This is a genomic window from Geodermatophilus aquaeductus, from assembly GCF_900182545.1.
GTDB classification, from domain to species: domain Bacteria; phylum Actinomycetota; class Actinomycetes; order Mycobacteriales; family Geodermatophilaceae; genus Geodermatophilus; species Geodermatophilus aquaeductus.
Genome location: NZ_FXTJ01000009.1, coordinates 159,427 through 177,959, shown reverse-complemented (window position 1 = coordinate 177,959; position 18,533 = coordinate 159,427). Strand labels below are relative to the sequence as shown.

The following is an 18,533-nucleotide window of genomic DNA, read 5'->3' as shown; positions in this document are numbered from 1 at the left end:
ACAGCCGATTCAGCCGCCGCCGGTGTGACGATCACCCCGTCGTCCGGAGAGTGCCCGGCACTCCTCCGGGGCCGGGACAGGGCCGCCCGACCGGGTGTCGCCGCCGGCTGCGCGCGGCCGGGGACATCGGCCTGTGCCGCGGTGACCGACGACGCCGGCCCGCGGCAGCGCCGGCGTCGAGGTGCCGGACCGGTCCGGACGGGGCGTCCGGGCCGGCGATGACGTCCGGACCGGCGACGGATCGTTATCGGCGGCCGCCTCGGCGGTCGGGCCTTCCGCCGCGCCGTGGCCTCCGTGGCGATGGGGACCGAGTCTCTGCTGCGGTGTCGGCCGGTGCGTCCACGACCTGATCCGGACGGAGCGTGCAGGGTCGGCCCGCGCGACCCGGCAGGTCCGAGGAGGGGCCGGTGCGCGTCATGGCGGAGGAGCGGAGCCCCGACGACCGCGTGAGCAGCGCGAGGATCGGCCACCGTCGCGGCCGGCAGGCGCTCCTCGCGACGGATCCGCGCAGCGGCGGCCCGTCGACGGGATGCGCACCCAGTGTCAGCTTCCGTGATCGGACCGTGACAAACTAAGGAGGTTCGTACTACTCTCTGGACCCGGCCCGGCCGAGCCGTGTTCCTCGATCCGAGGGCCTCGCGCCGACCCGCCGAACCGACCCGCGCCCTCCGGCGCGGATGGACCGGGGACCCACCAACACCGGGGTGAATCCTGCGCGCGCTGCTGCGCGCGCCAGGTAGGGCGCCTCCCCGCCCGAACCCGTCAGCTAACCCGGTAGGCGCTCAGGAGGAACGGAGAGCCGCCGTCGTGGCGACCCTGCACCACCGGCTCGGTGTCCTGCGCCGAGGCAGTAACCGCGTCCGCACCGTCGAGACCACCGGCGAGGCCCACCCGTCCCGCCACGGCGCCCACACGCGGCCGCGCCGCGCCGTTCTCGTGCTCGCGGCGGTGGCCGCCGTCCTGGGCGCGGGCCTTCCCCCGGCCACGGCCGCGCCCGGCGACGACGGCGCCGGAACGACCGCGCAGTCCACCTTCGACGCACTGACCGCCGAGGTGGAACGCATCACGGGCCTCGTCGAGGCGGCCGAGCAGGAACTGCAGCGGCTCACCGTGGAGGCCGAGGCCGCCGCCGACGCGGCCCGCGCCGCCCAGGACGGGCTCACCGCCGCGCAGTCGGCGGCAGCGGCCGCCGCCGCCGAGCTGGAGGCGGCCCGGTCCGCGGTGGCCCAGGCGCAGGGCAACGTGACCGCCCTGGCCCGGGAGGCGTTCATGGGCTCGGCCCCCATCGGGGAGGCCGCGGCCCTGCTCGACGCCGCGGGGCCCGACCAGTTCCTGCAGCGCGCGGCCACCATGGACCTGCTGGGCGACGACCGGGCCGCCCGCCTCGCCGCCTTCGCGGAGCTGCGGGACCGGCAGGAGGCCGCCGACCGCGACGCCCGCGCCGCGGTGGCCGCGCAGGAGCAGGCGGCGGCCGCCGCGGCGCAGGCCGACGCCGCCGCCCAGGCGCAGCTGGCCGCCGCGCAGCAGTCCTACGACACCGTGGCCGAGCAGCAGGCGGTTCTGCAGGGGCAGCTGCGCGACGCGGAGATCGCGCTGCTCGCGGCCCGGGGGGTGCAGGAGGCCGCCGACGCCTACGACGCACAAATGCGGTCAGAGGTCGCGCAGGAGCGCGCGGAGACGGCCGCACTCGTGGCCGGGAGGGTGACGTCCTGCTACGGCAGCAGAGGCGGCACCCAGCACAACGGCATCGACATCGCGGCCACGATGCGGACACCGATCTACGTCCCGGCCGACGGCGTCGTCCTGCAGGCCGGCCCCGCCAGCGGTTTCGGGCTCGCCGTCTACATCCAGCACGCCGACGGCACGATCACCGTCTACGGCCACATCAACCAGTTCTTCGTCACCGCGGGGCAGCGGGTCAGCGCCGGGCAGCGGATCGCCGAGGTCGGCAACCGCGGGCAGTCCACCGGACCGCACCTGCACATCGAGACGCACACCGGCGGTCTCTACGCCAACCGTGTCGACCCCGCTCCCTGGCTGGCCGCCCGGGGCATCACCCTGGGCGGGGCCTGCGGGTGACGTCCGCCCCGACCCGGGCGCAGATCGATGCACACGGGAACCATCCGCGGGATCCGGACGACCAAGACGGCGTGATGAGTTCCCTCTGCCGCCGTGTCCGCCGTTCCGCCTCCGTGCTCGTCCTCTCCCTCGGGGTGGTGGTGGTCGGTGCCGGGCCGGCCGGCGCGCACGTCGAGGCCAGTGCCGAGGGTGCCCAGGCCGGTGCCGGGCCGCTGACAGTGTCCTTCCTCGCCGAGGCGGAGTCGTCGACCGCGGGCATCGTGGGCGCCCAGGTGCAGCTGCCGGAGGGGCTGCCCCCCGCGTCGGCGACGCTGGCGAGCGCGCCGGCCGGCTGGGCCATGACGCCCACCGCCGACGGCTACGAGGTGGCCGGACCCGACATCGGTGCAGGCGTCGACCTCGAGTACAGCGTGGTCATCGACCGGCTGCCGCAGGAGGCGCCCGCCGAGCTCCCGTTCAAGACGCTGCTGCGCTACTCCGACGGCGTGGAGGACGCCTGGATCGAGGTTCCGTTCGAGGGCAATCCCGAGCCGGAGAACCCCGCACCGAGCATCGCGGTCGCTCCCGCGGCCGCCCCGGTGACGACCCCGGCTCCCGCGACGGAGTCCGCCGCCCCGTCGACCGCGGCCACCGAGTCCTCCCCGAGCCGGTCCGCGGCGCCGGAGGCGGCTGCCGCGGACGACGGCGGGCTCTCGACCGGCGCCGTCGTCGCGCTGGCGGCCGTGGCCGCGGCGGCGCTCGCCGGAGGCCTGTGGTTCCTCCGGCGGAGGAGTTCGCACACCGGTCGGTGATCCGTGGGCGGTCCTCGGGTGGGCCGCACCCGTGGGCCCCTCCGCCGGTAGGCGGTGCCCCCGCTGTCAGGGGCACCGCCGACCGCGGGGAGTGGGCCGCCCTCTGTCAGGGCCGCGTGTGTCAGGGCCGCGTGCGCGCGGCGCTGCGCGGATGCTCGAGCGCCGGGCGAGCGGCACGAGATGAGCGGGGCTGGGTGAGCCGGGCCGGGTGAGCGGGCCGGGTGAGCTGGGTGAGTGGGGGAGCGGAGGGCCTGCTCCACCACCGCGGACGCTGCGCGGACGGCGTCCGTCAGGCGGGCGCGTGCGCGTGGCCGGCGCGGGGGCCCCGGCCGCCCCCGGCCAGTCGCGCCCCCGATCCCCTCCGACGTGACATTGCCTGATGTCTCGTTGTCTGATGTCATGGTCATGGCTGGCCTGTCTGCCCAGGCCAGGCCTTCGGACCCATCCGACACCCAGGCAAGGAGGGACGTCCCTGATGACCGCTGTCGTCGGTAGCGCGACGTCTGATCCCCGCACCGCTCCGGCCGAAGACCACGACTCGGTGGCCCGGCGCCTGCTGGCGTCGAGTGAGCAGCTCTCCTACGACCCCCGCACGGAGGTCGACTGGGATGCGCCCCTCGACCCCGGTCACCACGGGGCCAGTCCCGAGTGGTCGACGCTGTACGGAACGCCCTACTGGAACGAGCTCGACGAGCGCCAGCGGGCGGAGCTGACACGACAGGAGTCGGCGTCGGTGGCGTGCACCGGCATCTGGTTCGAGCTGATCCTGCAGCAGATGGTGCTGCGCGACATCTACGCCCGGGACCGGACGTCGGCGGAGTTCCAGTGGGCGCTCACCGAGATCGCCGACGAGTGCCGGCACTCGATCATGTTCGCCCGGGGCGCGGCGAAGCTCAACGCGCCGGCGTACCTGCCCGCCCGGCACGTGCTGGAACTCGGGCGGCTGTTCAAGACGGTGGCGTGGGGCGAGGCGGCCTACGCCGCGATCCTCGTGGCCGAGGAGGTCCTCGACGTCATGCAGCGCGACTGGATGCGCGACGACCGGGTCGCACCCTTCGTCCGCACGATCAACAACATCCACGTCGTGGAGGAGTCGCGGCACATGAAGTTCGCGCGCGACGAGGTCCTGCAGCGCATGGCGGTGGTCGGGCCGGTGCGCCGGCACGCCAGCGCCGTGCTGGTGGCATCCGCCGCCCACATGATCGTCACCAGCATGGTCAGCGGGCGGGTCTACGCCGAGGCGGGTCTGGACGTCGCCCGGGCCAAGCGGGAAGCGGCCGGCAACGAGCACTACAAGGCGTTGCTGCGGTCCAGCTGCCGGGGGCTCATGGACTTCCTGCACCACGCGGGGTTACTGACCCCGCCGGCCGTGGCCATCTACACGCGCGCCAACCTGCTGTGACCGGCCACGGTCGCGGGCCGGGGGACGACCGCAGGTCGCGGTCGGGGCGAGGACGGCGGGCCACCGCATGACCTACGTCATCACGCAGAACTGCTGCAAGGACGCGTCGTGCGTGTCGGTGTGCCCGGTCAACTGCATCCACCCCGCGCCGACGGAGGCAGGCTTCGCCGCCGCGCCGATGCTCTACATCGATCCGGGCGTCTGCATCAGCTGCGGCGCCTGCGCCGACGCCTGCCCGGTCGGCGCCGCCGTTCCCGCCGACACGCTCAGCGGCGTCGAGCGCGTCTACGTCGACGTGAACGCCCAGCACTACACCCCGACGCAGCACCACGCCCCCGCGCAGCCGGAGACGACGTCGGGTCAGACCGGGACTGCGGGTCCACTGTTCCGCAGCTGTGAACCGCCCGTCTTCGACTGGTCGCTGCCCAGCCACTTCGCCGGGCTCGACGTGGCCGTCGTGGGCACCGGCCCGGCCGGCCTCTACGCGGCCGAGCTGCTCCTGCTGCACAGCCGGTCGACGGTGACCCTGATCGACCGGCTGCCCGTGGCCGGGGGACTCATCCGGCACGGCGTCGCGCCCGACCATCCCGGCACCAAGCGCATCGGGCACGCCTTCGGCCGGCTGTACTCGCATCCGCGCGTGCGCCTGCTGCTCGGTGTCGACGTCGGTACCGACGTGGCGGTGGAGGAGCTGACCCGATCCTTCGACGCCATCGTCTACGCCGTGGGCGCCTCGTCCGGGAGGACGCTGGGCGTGCCCGGCGACGCGCTGCCCGGCAACCACACCGCGCCCGAGTTCGTGGGCTGGTACAACGCGCATCCCGACCAGCCGGTCGGGGCGGTCCGGCTGCCCTCCGAGCGGGCGGTCGTCGTCGGCACCGGCAACGTCGCCCTGGACATCGCCCGGATCCTCGCCGGGGACCCCGCCCAGCTGGCCGGCACCGACATCGCCGACCACGCGCTCGCCACCCTGCAGCGCTCGCCGCTGCGCGAGGTCGTCCTGCTCGGCCGCCGCGGCCCGGCGCAGGCCGCCTACTCCGCCCCGGAGCTGCTCGGCCTGCGCGCCCTCGACGGCGTCGAGTTGGTGGTCGACGACCCCGACGGCCGGGCGGGAGCGGCCATCGACGACGCGCCGGCAGGCGAGCACGCCGCCCTGCTGCGCGGCGTCCGCCGGGCCGTCCTGGACTACACCGCCGCGCCGGGGCCTGGCCGGCGCATCGTCCTGCGGTTCCACAGCACGGTGGACCGGGTCCTCGGGGAGGACGCGGTCCGCGGCGTCCGACTCCTCGACGGGACCGACGTGCTCGCCGCGCCCCTCATCAGTGCCATCGGCTATGTCGGGACGGCGATCCCCGGCCTGCCCTCCGACCCCGTGACCGGCACGGTGCCCAACGAGGCGGGTCGCATCGACGGCGTCCCCGGGGCGTACGCCGTCGGCTGGTGCAAGCGGGGCTCCACCGGGGGGATCGGCCACAACCGTGTCGACGCCGCCGAGACCGTCCGCACGCTGTTCGACGACGCGGTTGCCGGCCGGCTGCCGAGCCCGGCCGGCACCGCGCGCACCTTCCGGCGCGCCGTCCGCCGGTCCCATCCGGACGTGGTCGACGCCGCCGGCCTGGACCGCATCCTGCGCGCCGAACGGGCCCGCGGCCGGGCCTCCGGCCGGCCGTCGGTGAAGTACGCCACCCTCCACGACCTCGTCCGGGCCAGCCGTCGGCGCTGACGGCGCGCGCAGGCGCGGTCGAGTACTGACCGCGCGTCACCGTCCTATGGCGGCTAGTAGTCTGGTCTCGGTGCGGCAGGAACGGCAGCGGACATCCCAGGACGAGAGCCGTGGTGGCTGACGACCGGCAGGCCGAGCGTCCGTCCCGCGAGGGCGCCGAGCCGGGCCTGTCGCGGCGGCGGTTGCTGAGGTGGTCGGGGCTCGGCGTGGCCGGCGTCCTCGCGTCCGGAGCCGTCGGGGGAGCGGTCGGCCGGGCGACGGCCGACGCTTCGGCGCCGGCGGTTCCGCCGACCCCGGCGCCGGACCCCACCGCGGCCGTCGGGTTCACCGGCGCCCATCAGGCGGGCATCGTCACACCGGCCCAGGACCGGCTGCACTTCGTCGCCTTCGACGTGGTCACCGACAGCCGGGACGAGCTCGTCGGTCTGCTCCATGCCTGGACGGCGGCCGCGCGGCGGCTGACCGCCGGAGAGGCGACGGGGCCGGATGACACCGGCGAGGCCGCCGGCCTGCCCGCGTCCGGGCTGACCCTCACGGTCGGCTTCGGCCCGACGCTGTTCACCGCAGCCGACGGCCGGGACCGCTTCGGGCTGGCCGCGCGCCGACCGGGCCCGCTGGCCGAGCTGCCCGCGTTTCCCGGCGACCGGCTCGACCCCGCCCTCAGCGGCGGAGACCTGTGCATCCAGGCGTGCGCCAACGACCCGCAGGTCCTGGTGCACGCCGTCCGCAACCTCGTCCGCCTCGGCTCCGGCGTCGTGCGGGTGCGGTGGACGCAGCAGGGCTTCGGCCGGACGTCGTCGACGAGCTCGGCGCAGGCGACGCCGCGCAACCTCCTCGGCTTCAAGGACGGCACCGCGAACCTGAAGGCGGAGAACGGGCGAGCCCTAGACCGTTTCGTCTGGGTCGGCCAGGACGACGCCGACTGGCTGGTGGGTGGCTCCTATCTCGTCACCCGCCGGATCCGGATGCTGCTCGAGGAGTGGGACGGCGTCCCGAGGGGGGAGCAGGAAGCCGTCATCGGACGGGCCAAGGACACGGGAGCTCCGCTCGGCCAGCGCGCGGAGTTCGACCCCACCGACTTCACCGCGGCCCGGGACGGCCGGCCGGCCATCCCGCGGAACTCGCACGTCTTCCTGTCCCACCCCAGCAACGCCGGCACGGCCATGCTCCGGCGCGGCTACAGCTTCGTGGACGGGACCGACCGCGACGGTCGCCTGGCCGCCGGGCTGTTCTTCATCGCCTACCAGCGGAGTCCGGAGTCCGGGTTCACCCAGGTGCAGCGCAACCTGGCGGGCGACGCACTCAACCGGTTCACCGAGCACACCTCCTCAGCGGTCTTCGCATGTCCGCCCGGGGTCGCGGACGACGACGACTGGTGGGGACGCGCGCTCTTCGAGCCGGCGCCCTGAGCTCCGCCGTCCGGGCAGGAGCCGGTCCGGGAGCGGTGGCCGGAGGAGCGGTGGCGGCCACGTCGCCGGGCCGTGGAGCCGCGCGTCCCTCGCGGTGCTGCACGTCCCTGCGGCCGTGGCCCTGGCGCCCGCCCCGGCCCCGGGCCCGGGCTGGACGTGGCGGCCGAGGGGTGGCTGGCCGCCGCGCTGGCGAGCTGAGGCCCACCCGGGCGGCTGCGTCCGGCGGCGGGGCGCGGTCCGGCGGCGACGGGCGACCGGGTCGGGTCAGGTGGCGTCCTGGGGCAGCACGCGGCGGATGACCGTCGGCTGACCGGCCGACTGGACCTTCACGACGTCTCCGGGCTGCGGGGCGGCGATCATCTGCCCGTCGCCGATGTAGATGCCGACGTGGTCGATGCCCGGCCGGGACGGGGAGTAGTCGAAGAACAGCAGGTCACCCGGCTGTGCCTCGGACAGTGACGCGACTGGCCTCCCGGCGGTCGCCTGCTGCGAGGAGACGCGCGGCAGGTCGATGCCCTGGCCGGCGAAGACGCGCTGGGTGAAGCCGGAGCAGTCCAGGCCGCGGCTCGGGTCGGTCCCGCCCCACAGGTAGGGCACGCCGAGGTACTCGCGTGCCTGTGCGACGACCGCGCTCGCGGATGCGGAGGCGGTCCGCGAGGTGGCCTGGACGGCCGTCGTGCCGAGCGGTGCGGCCACGCTGGGTGCGCCCGACGGTGCCGCCGGGGCCGGGGTGCCCGCCGACGCCAGTCCGGCGGCCGCCGCGGCGGTGGCCCACGCCGTCGTGGTGGTCGTCGCCGTCGTGGTGGTGGTGGTGGTCGCCGGGCGCTGGAACGCGAGAAGCCGTGTCTCGATCTCGGCGATGCGTGAGCGGACGCCGGTGAGCCCGTCCATCAACGACGCCTGCCCGTCCGCGGCCAGGTGTTGCGCTCTATGACCCTCATGTGGCTCCCACGCGTCCCGTGCCGACTCGACCCGAGCCGCCTCTCGACTAGGCAAGCTAGTACTGCGCTCCCCGCGCGGCGGGAGGACGCGCGCAGGGTGGCGCACTCCGCTCGTTCGCTCCGGATGAGCCTGCGTCTGCCCGCGTCCCCTCCGGAAGCCGTCGTGAGCAGAGGGCGCGCTGGGCAGCCTGCTCACTAGCTGCTGAACAGCGATGCTCCTGTCGTGCCGGCCAGCCGGGACGGGCGCTGACACTCGCCCTGAGCGGCCCACTCAGGGACACTTCGCAGACGCAGCGCGCTCAGTGGCCGTTGCCTGCTGATAGCGAGGGGTGGATGTTCCGCCGTCGGTGGCGACGCGGGGAAGGCTGGCGAGCGGCACCTTCGACGGACGGACCCGTGGACGTGGAGGGCATCAGGACCTTGATCAGGGAGGCGCTGGCGGCGATGCCCGCCGGCGCAGCGGAGATCACTGAGGCACTCGTGCAGGGGCAGCCGCACCCGAGACTGCCCGAGCACCGCGAGGTGCGAATCGTTCCCCGCGTCGCAGGGGCAGCCGATCTTGTGTTCCACGTCTACGAGCTGTCCGGCCGGGTCGACATCTTCGTCGGCGGTAGCCCACCGATCGAGCTGACAACGCCGATCGATGTGAACACTGGTCCTCCGCGGCCATTTCTCGACGTGGTCCGGGAGGTTGTCGACGACGTGATCGCTGGGAGGTTGGACCTCGGCACGTTCCCGGGTTCGGACTACCCGCTACTCGGCCGATGGGGTGATGGGCGCCGCGACGGCAACCACGGCTACCCGCGGAAGTTGCGGATCACGTGGTCGTCGCCGGCACCGTGGTCATGACGGGTGAGGCGCTCGACGCTCCTGGGGCCTGTCCCTGAAGCCGCCTGATCCGAAAATCCCGTGCCCCTCGGTCAGGCCGCGGGGTTGAGGGTGACGGTGTAGCCGAGGGCCTGTAGTTCGCGGAGGTGCTGGCGCACTTTGCGTTCGGGGTTGCTGCGGGAGGCGTAGTAGTCGGGACCAAGATCAACGAAAAGCGCCTCGTCATCGGAGAGCAGCGCCCAGATGATGACGAGGATGGAGCGGCCGACCGCGACGATCGCGCGCTTCTTGCCGCGGCGGCGGGCGATGCGTCGGTAGCGCTCGCCGAGGAAGGTGTCGGTGCGGGCGGCGCTGACGGCGGCCTCGCCGACCACTCGTGCGAGGTAGCGATTGCCCTTGCCGGTGCGGGCGTTGCCCTTCGGGCGGCCGGCGGACTCGCTCACCCCGGGCGCGAAGCGCGCCCAGGAGGTCAGGTGCGCCGGTGTGGGGAACCGGCTCATGTCGGTGCCGATCTCGGCGAGGATCATCTGCGCGGCCACCGGACCGATCCCAGGAATGGCATCCAGGCGAGCGACCGCCGGCGCCAGCTCACCGATCCGGGCGTCGATTCGCGCCTGCACGGCGGCGATGTCGGCGGTGGCCGCATCGACTCGCTGCAGCATCTGCATGAGCAGGAAGGCGTGGTGCTCGCTGAACCGGCCGGTCAAGGCCTCGGTGAGCCGGGCGGTCTTCGAGCGCAGGCTGCCGCGGGCCAGCTCAGCAAGCACCACCGGATCGCGTTCGCCGGCGATCAACGCGGCCATCATCGCCCGACCGGAGACGCCGAACGGGTCGCTGACCACGGCCGTGAGCTTGATCAGCGCGTCCTCGAGCAGCTTCTCCACCCGCTGCTTTTGAGCGGTGCGCACCGCGAGCAGATCCACTCGGTAGCGGGTCAGATCTCGCAGCTCCCGAATCGCCGGCGGCGGCACGAAGGACGGGCGCAGCATCTGTCGTTCGGCGACCTTGCACAGCCATACCGCATCCAGCCGGTCGGTCTTGGGCCGGCCGGGCAGGTGCTTGACGTCGTGGGCGTTGACCAGCCACGTCTCGAAGCGGTCCTCCAGCAGATAGAACGGCGCCCGCCAGTAGTCGCTGGTCGCCTCCATCACCACCCGGGTCACCCCGAGCTCGGCCAGCCAGTCGCCCAGCGCCAGCAGCGCGGACGTCATCGTGGAAGTGGTGCGGACCTCCTGCATCCGCTGCGCACCCGGGCCGGGCACCCGCGCGCAGCACACCACCTCGGCCTTGCCGATATCCAATGCAGCGACTCGCTCGATGACCTCGGGCTCGTCCTTGTCGACCTGCATCGCCCTCGCCTCCGCACACGTCAGACGGAACCTGGGGCGGCCACCCGTAGGAGCTGCAGGGAACGGCAAATCTGATCCTCGTGCTCGAAGCACACGAAACGGCTCACAGCACAGCTCCCGGCGCCCGACTTCAGAACGGCCTCGACGACCAGGCGACTACGACGTCAACGGGTGACCGCACACCATTTTCGGCCCGGAACGGCGCTCCCCGGCAGGGGCCAACGGGACTTCAGGGACGGCGGCGACTCCGGGTGGTAACTCTGCTTCTAAGCCTCTTCAGCGTCCATACCGACGACACGCCCGACCGCGGGGCCGTCCTACAGCAACCGGTACAGCAACGCGCCTGGAACGAAGGCGAAGCTGGGCGGCCGCCCGCGGACGTCGCAAGCCGCGGACCTGCGGAAACAGGGCGGCGGCGAACTGGGGCGAACGTCCCGAATGTGACGGGGGGTTTTCGGCGGCGTCGCGACTGGCGGTCGGTCGGTGTCCGCGGCCGGCCCCGCGAGTCGTCGACGGCGAGACGAGCAGGCTGGCGCCTGCCAGGCTGGCCGTGCGCGTGCGGCGGCGGTTGGGGTTCACCCTCCTTGCACCGAGCTCCAGGCCGGACGACGAGCCGATCTCACGGTCCGCAGTGTCGGAATGCCGCGGGGTGACTCGTCTCCGTGCAACGCATGCCTCGTGAGCGGCGCGCTCGACGAGCGCACCTTCGGTCGGTAAGCCTGACCGGCGCCGGTCCCCGAGCAGGGCGGTCGGCTTGTTCCCCCGAAGGAGGCGGTGTATGGCCGCTCCGCTGGCTGTGGTGACGGGGGCTTCATCGGGGATCGGTGAGGCCTTCAGCCACCAGTTGAGCCACCAGGGATTCCGCGTGCTCGCCGTCGCACGGCGCATCGACCGGCTGACGGCCCTCGAAGTCAGAACCCAGGGTCGCGTCATCGGGCTGCAGCAAGACCTTCGACAGCCGGATGCGGCCCGGGTCGTGGCGCAGCGTGCCGACGACCTCGGCGGAGCGGATCTGCTCATCAGCAACGCAGGTCGAGGGGTCTTCGGCCCGTTCGGAGAACTGGACGGCCAGGATGCGCGAGACGTCATCCAACTCAACGTCACGTTCCCGGTGGACCTGATCCACCGTCTGCTCCCCACCATGCTCGCCAGGCGGCGAGGCGGCCTGATCGTCGTCACCTCCGCCGGAGCGCACTACTCGACCCCCAACCTCGCGGTCTACGGCGGCACGAAGGCGTTCCTGCTGTCGTTCACCGAGGCGCTGGCAACTGAGCTGCGGGGTACCGGTGTGCGGGCGTTGGCTCTGTGTCCTGGGCCGACGTCGTCGGAGTTCGGTCAGGTCGCGGGCATGGAGGGCCTGCTCGACGGCGCTCCGGGCCTCATGACTCCCGATCAGGTCGCGGCGGCCGGACTGCGGGCTTGGCGCAAGGGTCGGGTGGTGCACCTGCCCGGCGGTCTGAACCGGGTGATGACCGCGACGATGTCGCGGCTTCCCCGGTCAGTCACCCGGCGGATCGTCGCAGGAGTCTTCCGCCCGTGACCCGGCCGCGACGTCAGGTCTATGTGCACGACCCGTGCGACGGACCATGGTGCCTCGAAGCGAACGCGCGTGAGCATCCGCCGGCATGTGAGAGCCAGACCCGGACACGCGAGGTGCTTGATGACACGCCCACGCGCAGGGGAGGACTACAGCAACCGGTACAGCGACGCGCTCCGGTTTGCGGCGCACCGAGGCGGACGGCGGCGGACAACGCGGGTCATTCACGTGCGCAAACGGCAAATCAGCGTCCGGCGACAGACCTGCAGCTTATGACTGGGGAGCGCGGCGCCACAGGCGTCCTATGCTCCGCTTCATACTCACCGCGTGCGGTCATTCATCGTTTCCGTATTCGAGCCGACGGCTCACTGAATGTGGCCGCTCGTCTTGACTTCTTAATAACAGCTCTGAATCCTCGGGGTTCGTGGCTACTAGAACCGAGGTCCTACTGGTTGATGACCTGGATGGCGAGACGCCAGCCAGCGCGACCGTGAAGTTTGCTCTCGAAGACGCAGAGTACGAGATCGACCTGACTGACGAGAACGCCGCGGCGATGCGCGAGGAGCTGTCCCGCTACGTCAAGGCCGCCCGGAAGGTTCCGCCGAGCCGAGGTCGTCGCTCCGTTCAGCCGGCGAAGCCCGCCTATTCGGGTTATGACCCGGCCGCTGTCCGCGCGTGGGCTGCCGGGCGGGGCATCGAGGTTTCCCCGCACGGCCGGATCAAGGCCGGCGTCGTCGAGCAGTACCGAGCCGCCGGCAACTGACACCGTCACCGCCTGACCGCTGGTCAGGACCTCCCGCGCGGGACCGGCGGTCGCGCGGACACCGCAGGTCCGCGACGCCATGGAGCGCCCCCGCGCGCCTGGAGCTGCGAGCACACGACGGAAGCAGTGGCGCAGGGCTCACCGAGATGACACCGGCGGCCGACCGGCGGCGAACTGCGGCCGGTCGGCCGAGCCGAGTGCCGCCCCGCCTCACCTACTCTCGGGGCACGGCGGTGGGCCCGGTTGTTGGCCTGACCGCGGGAGGGGCCGCCATGTTCACCGTGCTGAGTTGGAATGTGGAGAACCTGTTCACGCCCGGCCCGGCCGGACAGGCGGATTTCAGCGCCAAGCTCGACGCGCTGGCCGCGGTCATCGCCGCCGCGCACCCGGATGCGGTCGCCCTGCAGGAGGTCGGCGACGACGCCGCTCTGGAGGCGCTGCGGACCCGTCTCGGCGCGGACTGGAGCAGCGTCGTGTCGAACCACTTCGAGGCCCGGCACCCGATCCGCGTGGCCTGGCTGTCCCCGCGGCCGCTGACCGATGTGGCTGAGGTGGTCGACCTGCCGGTGCGGCTGTCACCGGTAACCGTCGATGACGACGGCACCGCGATCACCCAGCTGGGCCGGGGCGGGCTGGCCGTCACCTGCAGCACCGAGACCGGCGCCGAGGTCCGCGCGGTGACCGCGCACCTGAAGTCCAAGCTGCTCAGTTTCCCCGGCGGCCGGTTCGACACCACCGACGAGGGGGAGCGGGCCCGCTACGGCGTCTACGCCCTCAACCGGCGCGCGGCCGAGGCCGCCGCCCTGCGGGAGTGGGCGACCGGCACGCTGGCCGGTGAGGAGGCCGACCGCCCGGTGCTGATCTGCGGCGATCTGAACGACACCCTGGACGCCGCCACCACTCAGCTGCTCCTCGGCCCGCCCGGGTCGCAGTTCGGCACCGGCGGATTCGACCGCCCCGACCGCGGTGACGGCCAGCGGCTGTGGGCCACCGGCTACTGGATGTCCCCGCCGGACAACTGGTCGCGCATCAACCAGGGCCGACCGGAGCTGATCGACCACATCCTCATCTCCCACACGATGACCCCGCGGGTGCTCGAGGCCGCCGCGATACCTCTCGACGTGCCCAGCGTCGGCGTGGCTCCCCAGCTGGCACCGCGGGCGGCCGGTGAGCCGCCGTCGGACCACCGCCCCGTTCTCGCCCGCTTCGACCTGTAGTCCGACCAGCCGGCGGGCTCCAATCCGCCATGCCGGGTGCCGGGTGCCGGGTGCCGGGTGCCGGGTGCCGGGTGCCGGGTGCCGGGTGCCGGGTGCCGGGTGCCGGGCGTAGGGCGCCCCACCGTTCGGCACTCCAGCAGGCCACAGCCGGGGCGGCCGGCCTGGGACGCGGCACCCGTCAGTACGCGCCCAACCCGATGATCAGGACGCCGGCGGCGAGAAGCGCAATGCCGGCGGTCATGGTGTGGTGGGCGGGTCGCCCCGGATGAGGCGGACGCCGAGGTCTCAAGTTGCGAGGGTCTCCAGGACGGCGGCGGCGCCGGTGGCGGCGACCTTGCGGCCGAAGTACACATCGGTGGTCATGGACGTGTTGGCATGGCCGAGTTGGTCGGCCGCGGCCCGCGAGGACAGGCCGGCGTGGTCCATGAGGGTTGCCACGGTCTTGCGGAAGACGTGGGAGGTGACCCAGTCGAAGCCGGCGGCGACGAAGGCCTCCCGCAGGTCGGCCTGGGTGTTGGAGGGATCGCGCCAGCCGCCCAGGGGAGCGGGGAACACCGGCCGGCTACTGCAGCTGGCCGCCGGCAGGTCGAGGCGTTCGGCTCGGTCGCGCAGCATCGCCACGCACCAGCGTGGGAGCATCAGGGTGCGAGCGCCGGTATCGGTCTTGGTGGCCTTGACGACCAGGCCCCGCCCGCGGACCCGCACCGCGGCGGCCCGCACCTCGATCGTGCCCGCCTCGAGATTCACGGCGTCCCACGTCAGGCCGCAGGCCTCGCCGATGCGCATCCCGGTGGCCATCAGGAAGGCGACCAGGTCGGGCACATCCCGGGCGATGGCCTGCTCGTCGTAGGACAGGGCGGCGCGCAGTTGGCGCAGCTGGGGCACGGTGAGTGCGCGCGGCGCCTTCTTGGCTCGCCCGGTGACCGGGCCCAGAGCGCGGACCGGGTTCTGGGCCAGAACGTCGTGGCGGGCGGCCAGCGTGCACATGCCCGAGAGCACCGAGCGGCACATCCGGGCGGTGGCGACGCCGTGGGTGTCGGTGATGGCGCGCAGGTGCCGGTCCAGGGTGCCCACGCTCAGCTCCCGGATCCGGACCTGGCCGAGGCGGGGGAGGAGCTGGCGGTCGAGGCGGTCGCGGTAGGCCTGCATCGTGATGGGGGACAGGCCGTCGAGCCCGGCGTACCAGGTCTCAGCCAGCACCGTTACCCGGCTGTCGGCGGTGAGCTCGCCGCGGGCCTGGGCGGGGGTGCGGTCGCGCAGGGCCAGCTTGAGTGCCCGCTCGGCGGCGGTCTTGCTCAACGCGCGCCGCTCCAGCGCCCGGACGTGGCCGTCGTAGTCCCGGACGAGCACGCGGGCGCGGTAGCCGGTGGCAGTCTTGTAGTAACGGATGGCGCCGGCGGTGCCCAGGCCCAGCGGCGGACGTCCCATGGCGCCCCACCTTAGCCCCATTTTTCCCCCATCAATCAAGAGCGAACAGGGGTGTGGACGGGTCTGCAACGGCGTGATCAACCCAGCAAAGTGCCTGCTCAAGGGGTTGTATCGGCCCAAGGGAGGCAGTAGCGGTGAGGTGCGACCGGCCAATCGCAGGGTTATTGGTTCGAGTCCAATCGGGGGAGCAAAACCGCAGGTCAGGCGCCTGTAAGGTCCGCCGCGGGCGTCGCTGCGACGCAGATACGACGCACAAACTCAGCAGCACCAGGCCCGTCGAGGGCCGTGTCGAGCCGTCATCGGACGACGCGTGGCGCGGTGGTCAGCGCAGGCGCTGCAGCGCCGCGGCCGCCTCGGGGCTGGCCACTCCGTGCCCCAGGTAGACGTCCTGGGTGAGGCTCGGGCGGGTGTGGCCGAGGTGGTCGGCGATCTGCCGGGCAGACAGCCCGGCCTCGTCGAGCCGGGTGGCCACTGTCGTGCGGAAGACGTGTGAGGTGACCCAGGCGAAGCCGGCGCGGTCGAGGGCCCGGCGCAGGTCGGTGCTGGTGTTGTGCGTATCCCGCAGCCGTTGCCCGTACCGACGTGCTGGCGGCGGGTGCGACTGCCTTCACTGGTCAGCAACTGTCCCACCTGCTGTCGCCGTTGAGGATCCATCGGGTCAGCTCGCCGGCTGTGAGCTTCGACGTCGGGTTCCCGTCGATCAATGCGCGCTGGGTCTCGGTGCAGGACGGCAAGGCGTCGGTTCAGCGGTGGTGAAGCGCTTCTTGGGATCAGCTCCCACTTGTAGAGGAAGCCGCTGGAACTCGGCAGCTCGAAACCGCTGTAGCGGCCGTCGTCACTGCGCAGGGCGGTCGGAGCGGTCGCCGTGTTGGTGCCGTGGGGCGGGATGTCATCGACGGCGTCGAGATCGGCGAGCTTCACCCAGCTGCCGGCGAGGCCGAGCTCGAGGTCGACGCCGACCGGGAAGGGCTCGAAGTTGAGCAGTACGACCATCGCCTCGTGGGCGAGCTCGTCGGGGCGCAGCCGCCAGCCGAGGACCTTGCGCTCCGCGCCGTGCGCCGGGTCGAGCCAGGGTCCGAGGATCCAGGTGAAGCGGCCGTCCTGAGCCGGGTCGTTCCCGGCGATGCGCAGCGCGGGATAGCGCCGGCGCAGGCGGATGAGTCGGCTGGCCCAGCGGTAGAAGCCGTTGCTGTCCGGGCCGTCCGGTGGCCAGGTGAAGCTGACGATGTTGCGATCCCGCTCGACGTTGAACTCCTGGCCCATGTAGATCATGGGGAGGCCGAGCGCGACGATGCTGGCGAACAGGCCCAGACGCCCCTTGCGGTCCTTGGTGGCGGGGTGGTCCGTCGTCGGGTTCGTACCGACCTCGAAGGCCACGCTGGTCTCGTCGTGGCTCTCGACGTAGTTGACCGCGTTGTTGGTGTGCGCTGCGTAGGCCGAGCGCGAGAAGTAGCAGACGTCGCCTAGCCGGTCCGTGCTGAAGGAGTGGCTGTCCGCGAAGACGCCCTCGCGCAGCATGGCCTTCATCTTGTCGTGGAACGGGTCCGCCCACTGGGAGAAGCCGTCGTAGCCGGAGCGGTTGAGGTCGGCCTGGTTGGGGAGGTTCTCGGCCACCAGGATCACGTCGGGTCTGAACCGGGTGAGCTCGTCGGCCAGCCGGAGCAGGAAGCCGTGGTCCATGTACGAGGTGTGCGTGGCGTCGAAGCGGAAACCGTCCACGTGGTACTCGGTGAGGAACATCTTGCACGTGTCGATCAGGAGGTTCTGCACGTCGCGCTTCTCGGTCGCGACGCGGTTGCCCCACGGGGTGCTGCCGCTGAAGTAGAGCCCCCCGCCGCTCGAGCCCTCCTCCGGGGGGCTCTCCAGGATCGCCTGCCAGAGCGGGTTCTCGCTGTTGCTGGTGTGGTTGAAGACCTGGTCCAGCAGGACGGTCAGGTCCCGCTGGTGTGCCGCGTCCACCAGCGCGCGCAGGTCGTCGGGGGCGCCGAAGTCCCGCTCGACCGCCGGGAAGACGGACGTGCTGTAGCCCAGCGCTGTCGGCCCCTGCACCCCGGAGAACTCGGCGAGCGGCATCAGGGAGAGCGCGGTGACCCCGAGGTCGTCGAAGTAGCCCTCTCGGATTCGCTGCGTGACGCCGGCGAACGTCCCTGGTCGCACGATGTCGCCGTCGTCCTCGGTGAAGCCGTAGACGCTGAGCTCGTAGAGGACCAGTCCGGCTCTGTCGGGCGTCCGGAAGGCCCGGTCTCTCCACCCGTAGGCGGTCGGATCGACGATCACCGCGTTGGCACGGCCGACGTCGGGACCGAGCTGGCGGGCGAAGGGGTCGGTGCACCACCGGGCGGAGCGGCCCGAGCCGTCCCTCGGCACCCCGCCCTGGACGAAGTACTTGTACTCGTGGCCGGGAGCCGCGTCCAGGACCTCGCCGAGCCAGAGGTTGGGGATGCCGGAGTAGCCGCGGTGGAGCGCGAGTTCGTGGAACCGGTCCGGGTCCGGAGCCGGGTGACCCGGCTGCTGCCAGTCGTTGAAGGTGCCGACGACGTACACCCGCGCGGCGTTCGGCTGGTAGAGGCCGAAGAGTGTGCCGCCGTTGGCGAGCACGGTTGCGCCGAGCCCGGACGGACCGTCGGTGTCGGGTAGATGATGGCAGCCCTTGGCGGGAGTGATCGTCGCGAGTCGTTCGGCCGCGGAACGGGGCTCGGGCCGGCGCGGCGGCACGTCGTAGACGAACGCCTTGTCCGCCCGACACCAGATCTCGCGCCCCGGTGTGGTCCGGTGGCGCCGACGGAGGGCCTCGTCCTCCCAGACGGCCGGGAAGCCGCCGGGGCCGTCCTTGAACATGAAGCGGAACTCCGGTCGCCGGACCTGGACGGTGAACACCGGGCCGGACGCGTCCTGGCCGGTCTTCGCGAAGTCGTCGGACACGTCGGAGCCGTCGTACCAGACCCAGAGGTGCGGATCGGCGAAGGCCTGGGAGTTGTCGTAGTGGATGGTGACGTTCGTCGGCATCTGCGGCCCTCGGGTGTCAGGTGAGATCAAAACCGCCGGGTCGCGCTGCCGCGTGCCGCC

At 72.6% G+C, this 18,533-nt stretch carries 13 protein-coding genes and 1 riboswitch; of the genes, 9 read left to right on the top strand and 4 right to left on the bottom strand.

Features of this window, described 5'->3' with window-relative positions; translation table 11 throughout:
• The first annotated feature begins 652 nt into the window (after window positions 1–652).
• Window positions 653–796, top strand: a riboswitch (cyclic di-AMP (ydaO/yuaA leader).
• 11 nt (window positions 797–807) lie between these two features.
• From FN207_RS20130 to efeB, 5 genes are all read left to right on the top strand, one after another.
• Window positions 808–2,079, top strand: a complete 1,272-nt coding sequence (locus FN207_RS20130) for a peptidoglycan DD-metalloendopeptidase family protein (protein ID WP_246066200.1) — start codon at window positions 808–810, stop codon at window positions 2,077–2,079.
• 113 nt (window positions 2,080–2,192) lie between these two features.
• Window positions 2,193–2,870, top strand: a complete 678-nt coding sequence (locus tag FN207_RS20125) for a DUF1775 domain-containing protein (RefSeq protein WP_142460228.1) — start codon at window positions 2,193–2,195, stop codon at window positions 2,868–2,870.
• A gap of 475 nt (window positions 2,871–3,345) precedes the next feature.
• Window positions 3,346–4,272: an AurF N-oxygenase family protein gene (locus tag FN207_RS20120; RefSeq protein WP_142460227.1), complete on the top strand. Its 927-nt coding sequence runs from the start codon at window positions 3,346–3,348 to the stop codon at window positions 4,270–4,272.
• 67 nt (window positions 4,273–4,339) lie between these two features.
• Window positions 4,340–5,995 (top strand): FAD-dependent oxidoreductase, encoded by a 1,656-nt coding sequence (locus FN207_RS20115; RefSeq protein ID WP_142460226.1) that lies wholly within the window; start codon window positions 4,340–4,342, stop codon window positions 5,993–5,995.
• 110 nt (window positions 5,996–6,105) lie between these two features.
• Complete coding sequence (efeB, locus tag FN207_RS20110; protein ID WP_246066199.1) at window positions 6,106–7,404, top strand: iron uptake transporter deferrochelatase/peroxidase subunit; 1,299 nt, start codon at window positions 6,106–6,108, stop codon at window positions 7,402–7,404.
• Between the two features lie 264 nt (window positions 7,405–7,668).
• On the opposite strand, the gene FN207_RS20105 is transcribed toward efeB, so the two are convergent.
• On the bottom strand, window positions 7,669–8,295 hold the full coding sequence (locus FN207_RS20105) for a C40 family peptidase (protein ID WP_142460225.1): 627 nt from the start codon (window positions 8,293–8,295) through the stop codon (window positions 7,669–7,671).
• 446 nt (window positions 8,296–8,741) lie between these two features.
• Between FN207_RS20105 and FN207_RS20100 the strand changes: the two genes are divergently transcribed.
• Window positions 8,742–9,194 carry a hypothetical protein gene (locus FN207_RS20100; RefSeq protein WP_142460224.1) on the top strand — a complete coding sequence of 151 codons (453 nt, stop codon included), beginning with the start codon at window positions 8,742–8,744 and terminating at the stop codon, window positions 9,192–9,194.
• 71 nt (window positions 9,195–9,265) lie between these two features.
• On the opposite strand, the gene FN207_RS20095 is transcribed toward FN207_RS20100, so the two are convergent.
• Window positions 9,266–10,522, bottom strand: a complete 1,257-nt coding sequence (locus FN207_RS20095; protein ID WP_142460223.1) for an IS110 family RNA-guided transposase — start codon at window positions 10,520–10,522, stop codon at window positions 9,266–9,268.
• 778 nt (window positions 10,523–11,300) lie between these two features.
• On the opposite strand from FN207_RS20095, the gene FN207_RS20090 reads away from it, so the two are divergent.
• From FN207_RS20090 to FN207_RS20080, 3 genes are all read left to right on the top strand, one after another.
• Complete coding sequence (locus tag FN207_RS20090) at window positions 11,301–12,062, top strand: SDR family NAD(P)-dependent oxidoreductase (protein WP_142460222.1); 762 nt, start codon at window positions 11,301–11,303, stop codon at window positions 12,060–12,062.
• A gap of 421 nt (window positions 12,063–12,483) precedes the next feature.
• On the top strand, window positions 12,484–12,822 hold the full coding sequence (locus FN207_RS20085; RefSeq protein WP_142460221.1) for a histone-like nucleoid-structuring protein Lsr2: 339 nt from the start codon (window positions 12,484–12,486) through the stop codon (window positions 12,820–12,822).
• Between the two features lie 272 nt (window positions 12,823–13,094).
• Window positions 13,095–14,039, top strand: coding sequence for an endonuclease/exonuclease/phosphatase family protein (locus tag FN207_RS20080; protein WP_142460220.1), 945 nt, complete (start codon window positions 13,095–13,097; stop codon window positions 14,037–14,039).
• Window positions 14,040–14,324: 285 nt separating this feature from the next.
• On the opposite strand, the gene FN207_RS20070 is transcribed toward FN207_RS20080, so the two are convergent.
• Together FN207_RS20070 and FN207_RS27560 are read right to left on the bottom strand one after the other, a co-directional pair.
• On the bottom strand, window positions 14,325–15,467 hold the full coding sequence (locus tag FN207_RS20070; protein ID WP_142460218.1) for a tyrosine-type recombinase/integrase: 1,143 nt from the start codon (window positions 15,465–15,467) through the stop codon (window positions 14,325–14,327).
• Between the two features lie 258 nt (window positions 15,468–15,725).
• Window positions 15,726–18,473 (bottom strand): alpha-amylase family glycosyl hydrolase, encoded by a 2,748-nt coding sequence (locus tag FN207_RS27560; RefSeq protein WP_142460217.1) that lies wholly within the window; start codon window positions 18,471–18,473, stop codon window positions 15,726–15,728.
• Window positions 18,474–18,533: the final 60 nt, after the last annotated feature.

Excerpts from the sequence above, each read along its gene's own strand:
- FN207_RS20115 (WP_142460226.1), top strand. The coding sequence starts at position 4,340 with ATGACCTACGTCATCACGCAGAACTGCTGCAAGGACGCGTCGTGCGTG.
- FN207_RS27560 (WP_142460217.1), bottom strand. The coding sequence starts at position 18,473 with ATGCCGACGAACGTCACCATCCACTACGACAACTCCCAGGCCTTCGCC.
- FN207_RS20070 (WP_142460218.1), bottom strand. The coding sequence starts at position 15,467 with ATGGGACGTCCGCCGCTGGGCCTGGGCACCGCCGGCGCCATCCGTTAC.
- FN207_RS20105 (WP_142460225.1), bottom strand. The coding sequence starts at position 8,295 with ATGGACGGGCTCACCGGCGTCCGCTCACGCATCGCCGAGATCGAGACA.
- FN207_RS20090 (WP_142460222.1), top strand. The coding sequence starts at position 11,301 with ATGGCCGCTCCGCTGGCTGTGGTGACGGGGGCTTCATCGGGGATCGGT.
- FN207_RS20080 (WP_142460220.1), top strand. The coding sequence starts at position 13,095 with ATGTTCACCGTGCTGAGTTGGAATGTGGAGAACCTGTTCACGCCCGGC.
- FN207_RS20120 (WP_142460227.1), top strand. The coding sequence starts at position 3,346 with ATGACCGCTGTCGTCGGTAGCGCGACGTCTGATCCCCGCACCGCTCCG.
- FN207_RS20095 (WP_142460223.1), bottom strand. The coding sequence starts at position 10,522 with ATGCAGGTCGACAAGGACGAGCCCGAGGTCATCGAGCGAGTCGCTGCA.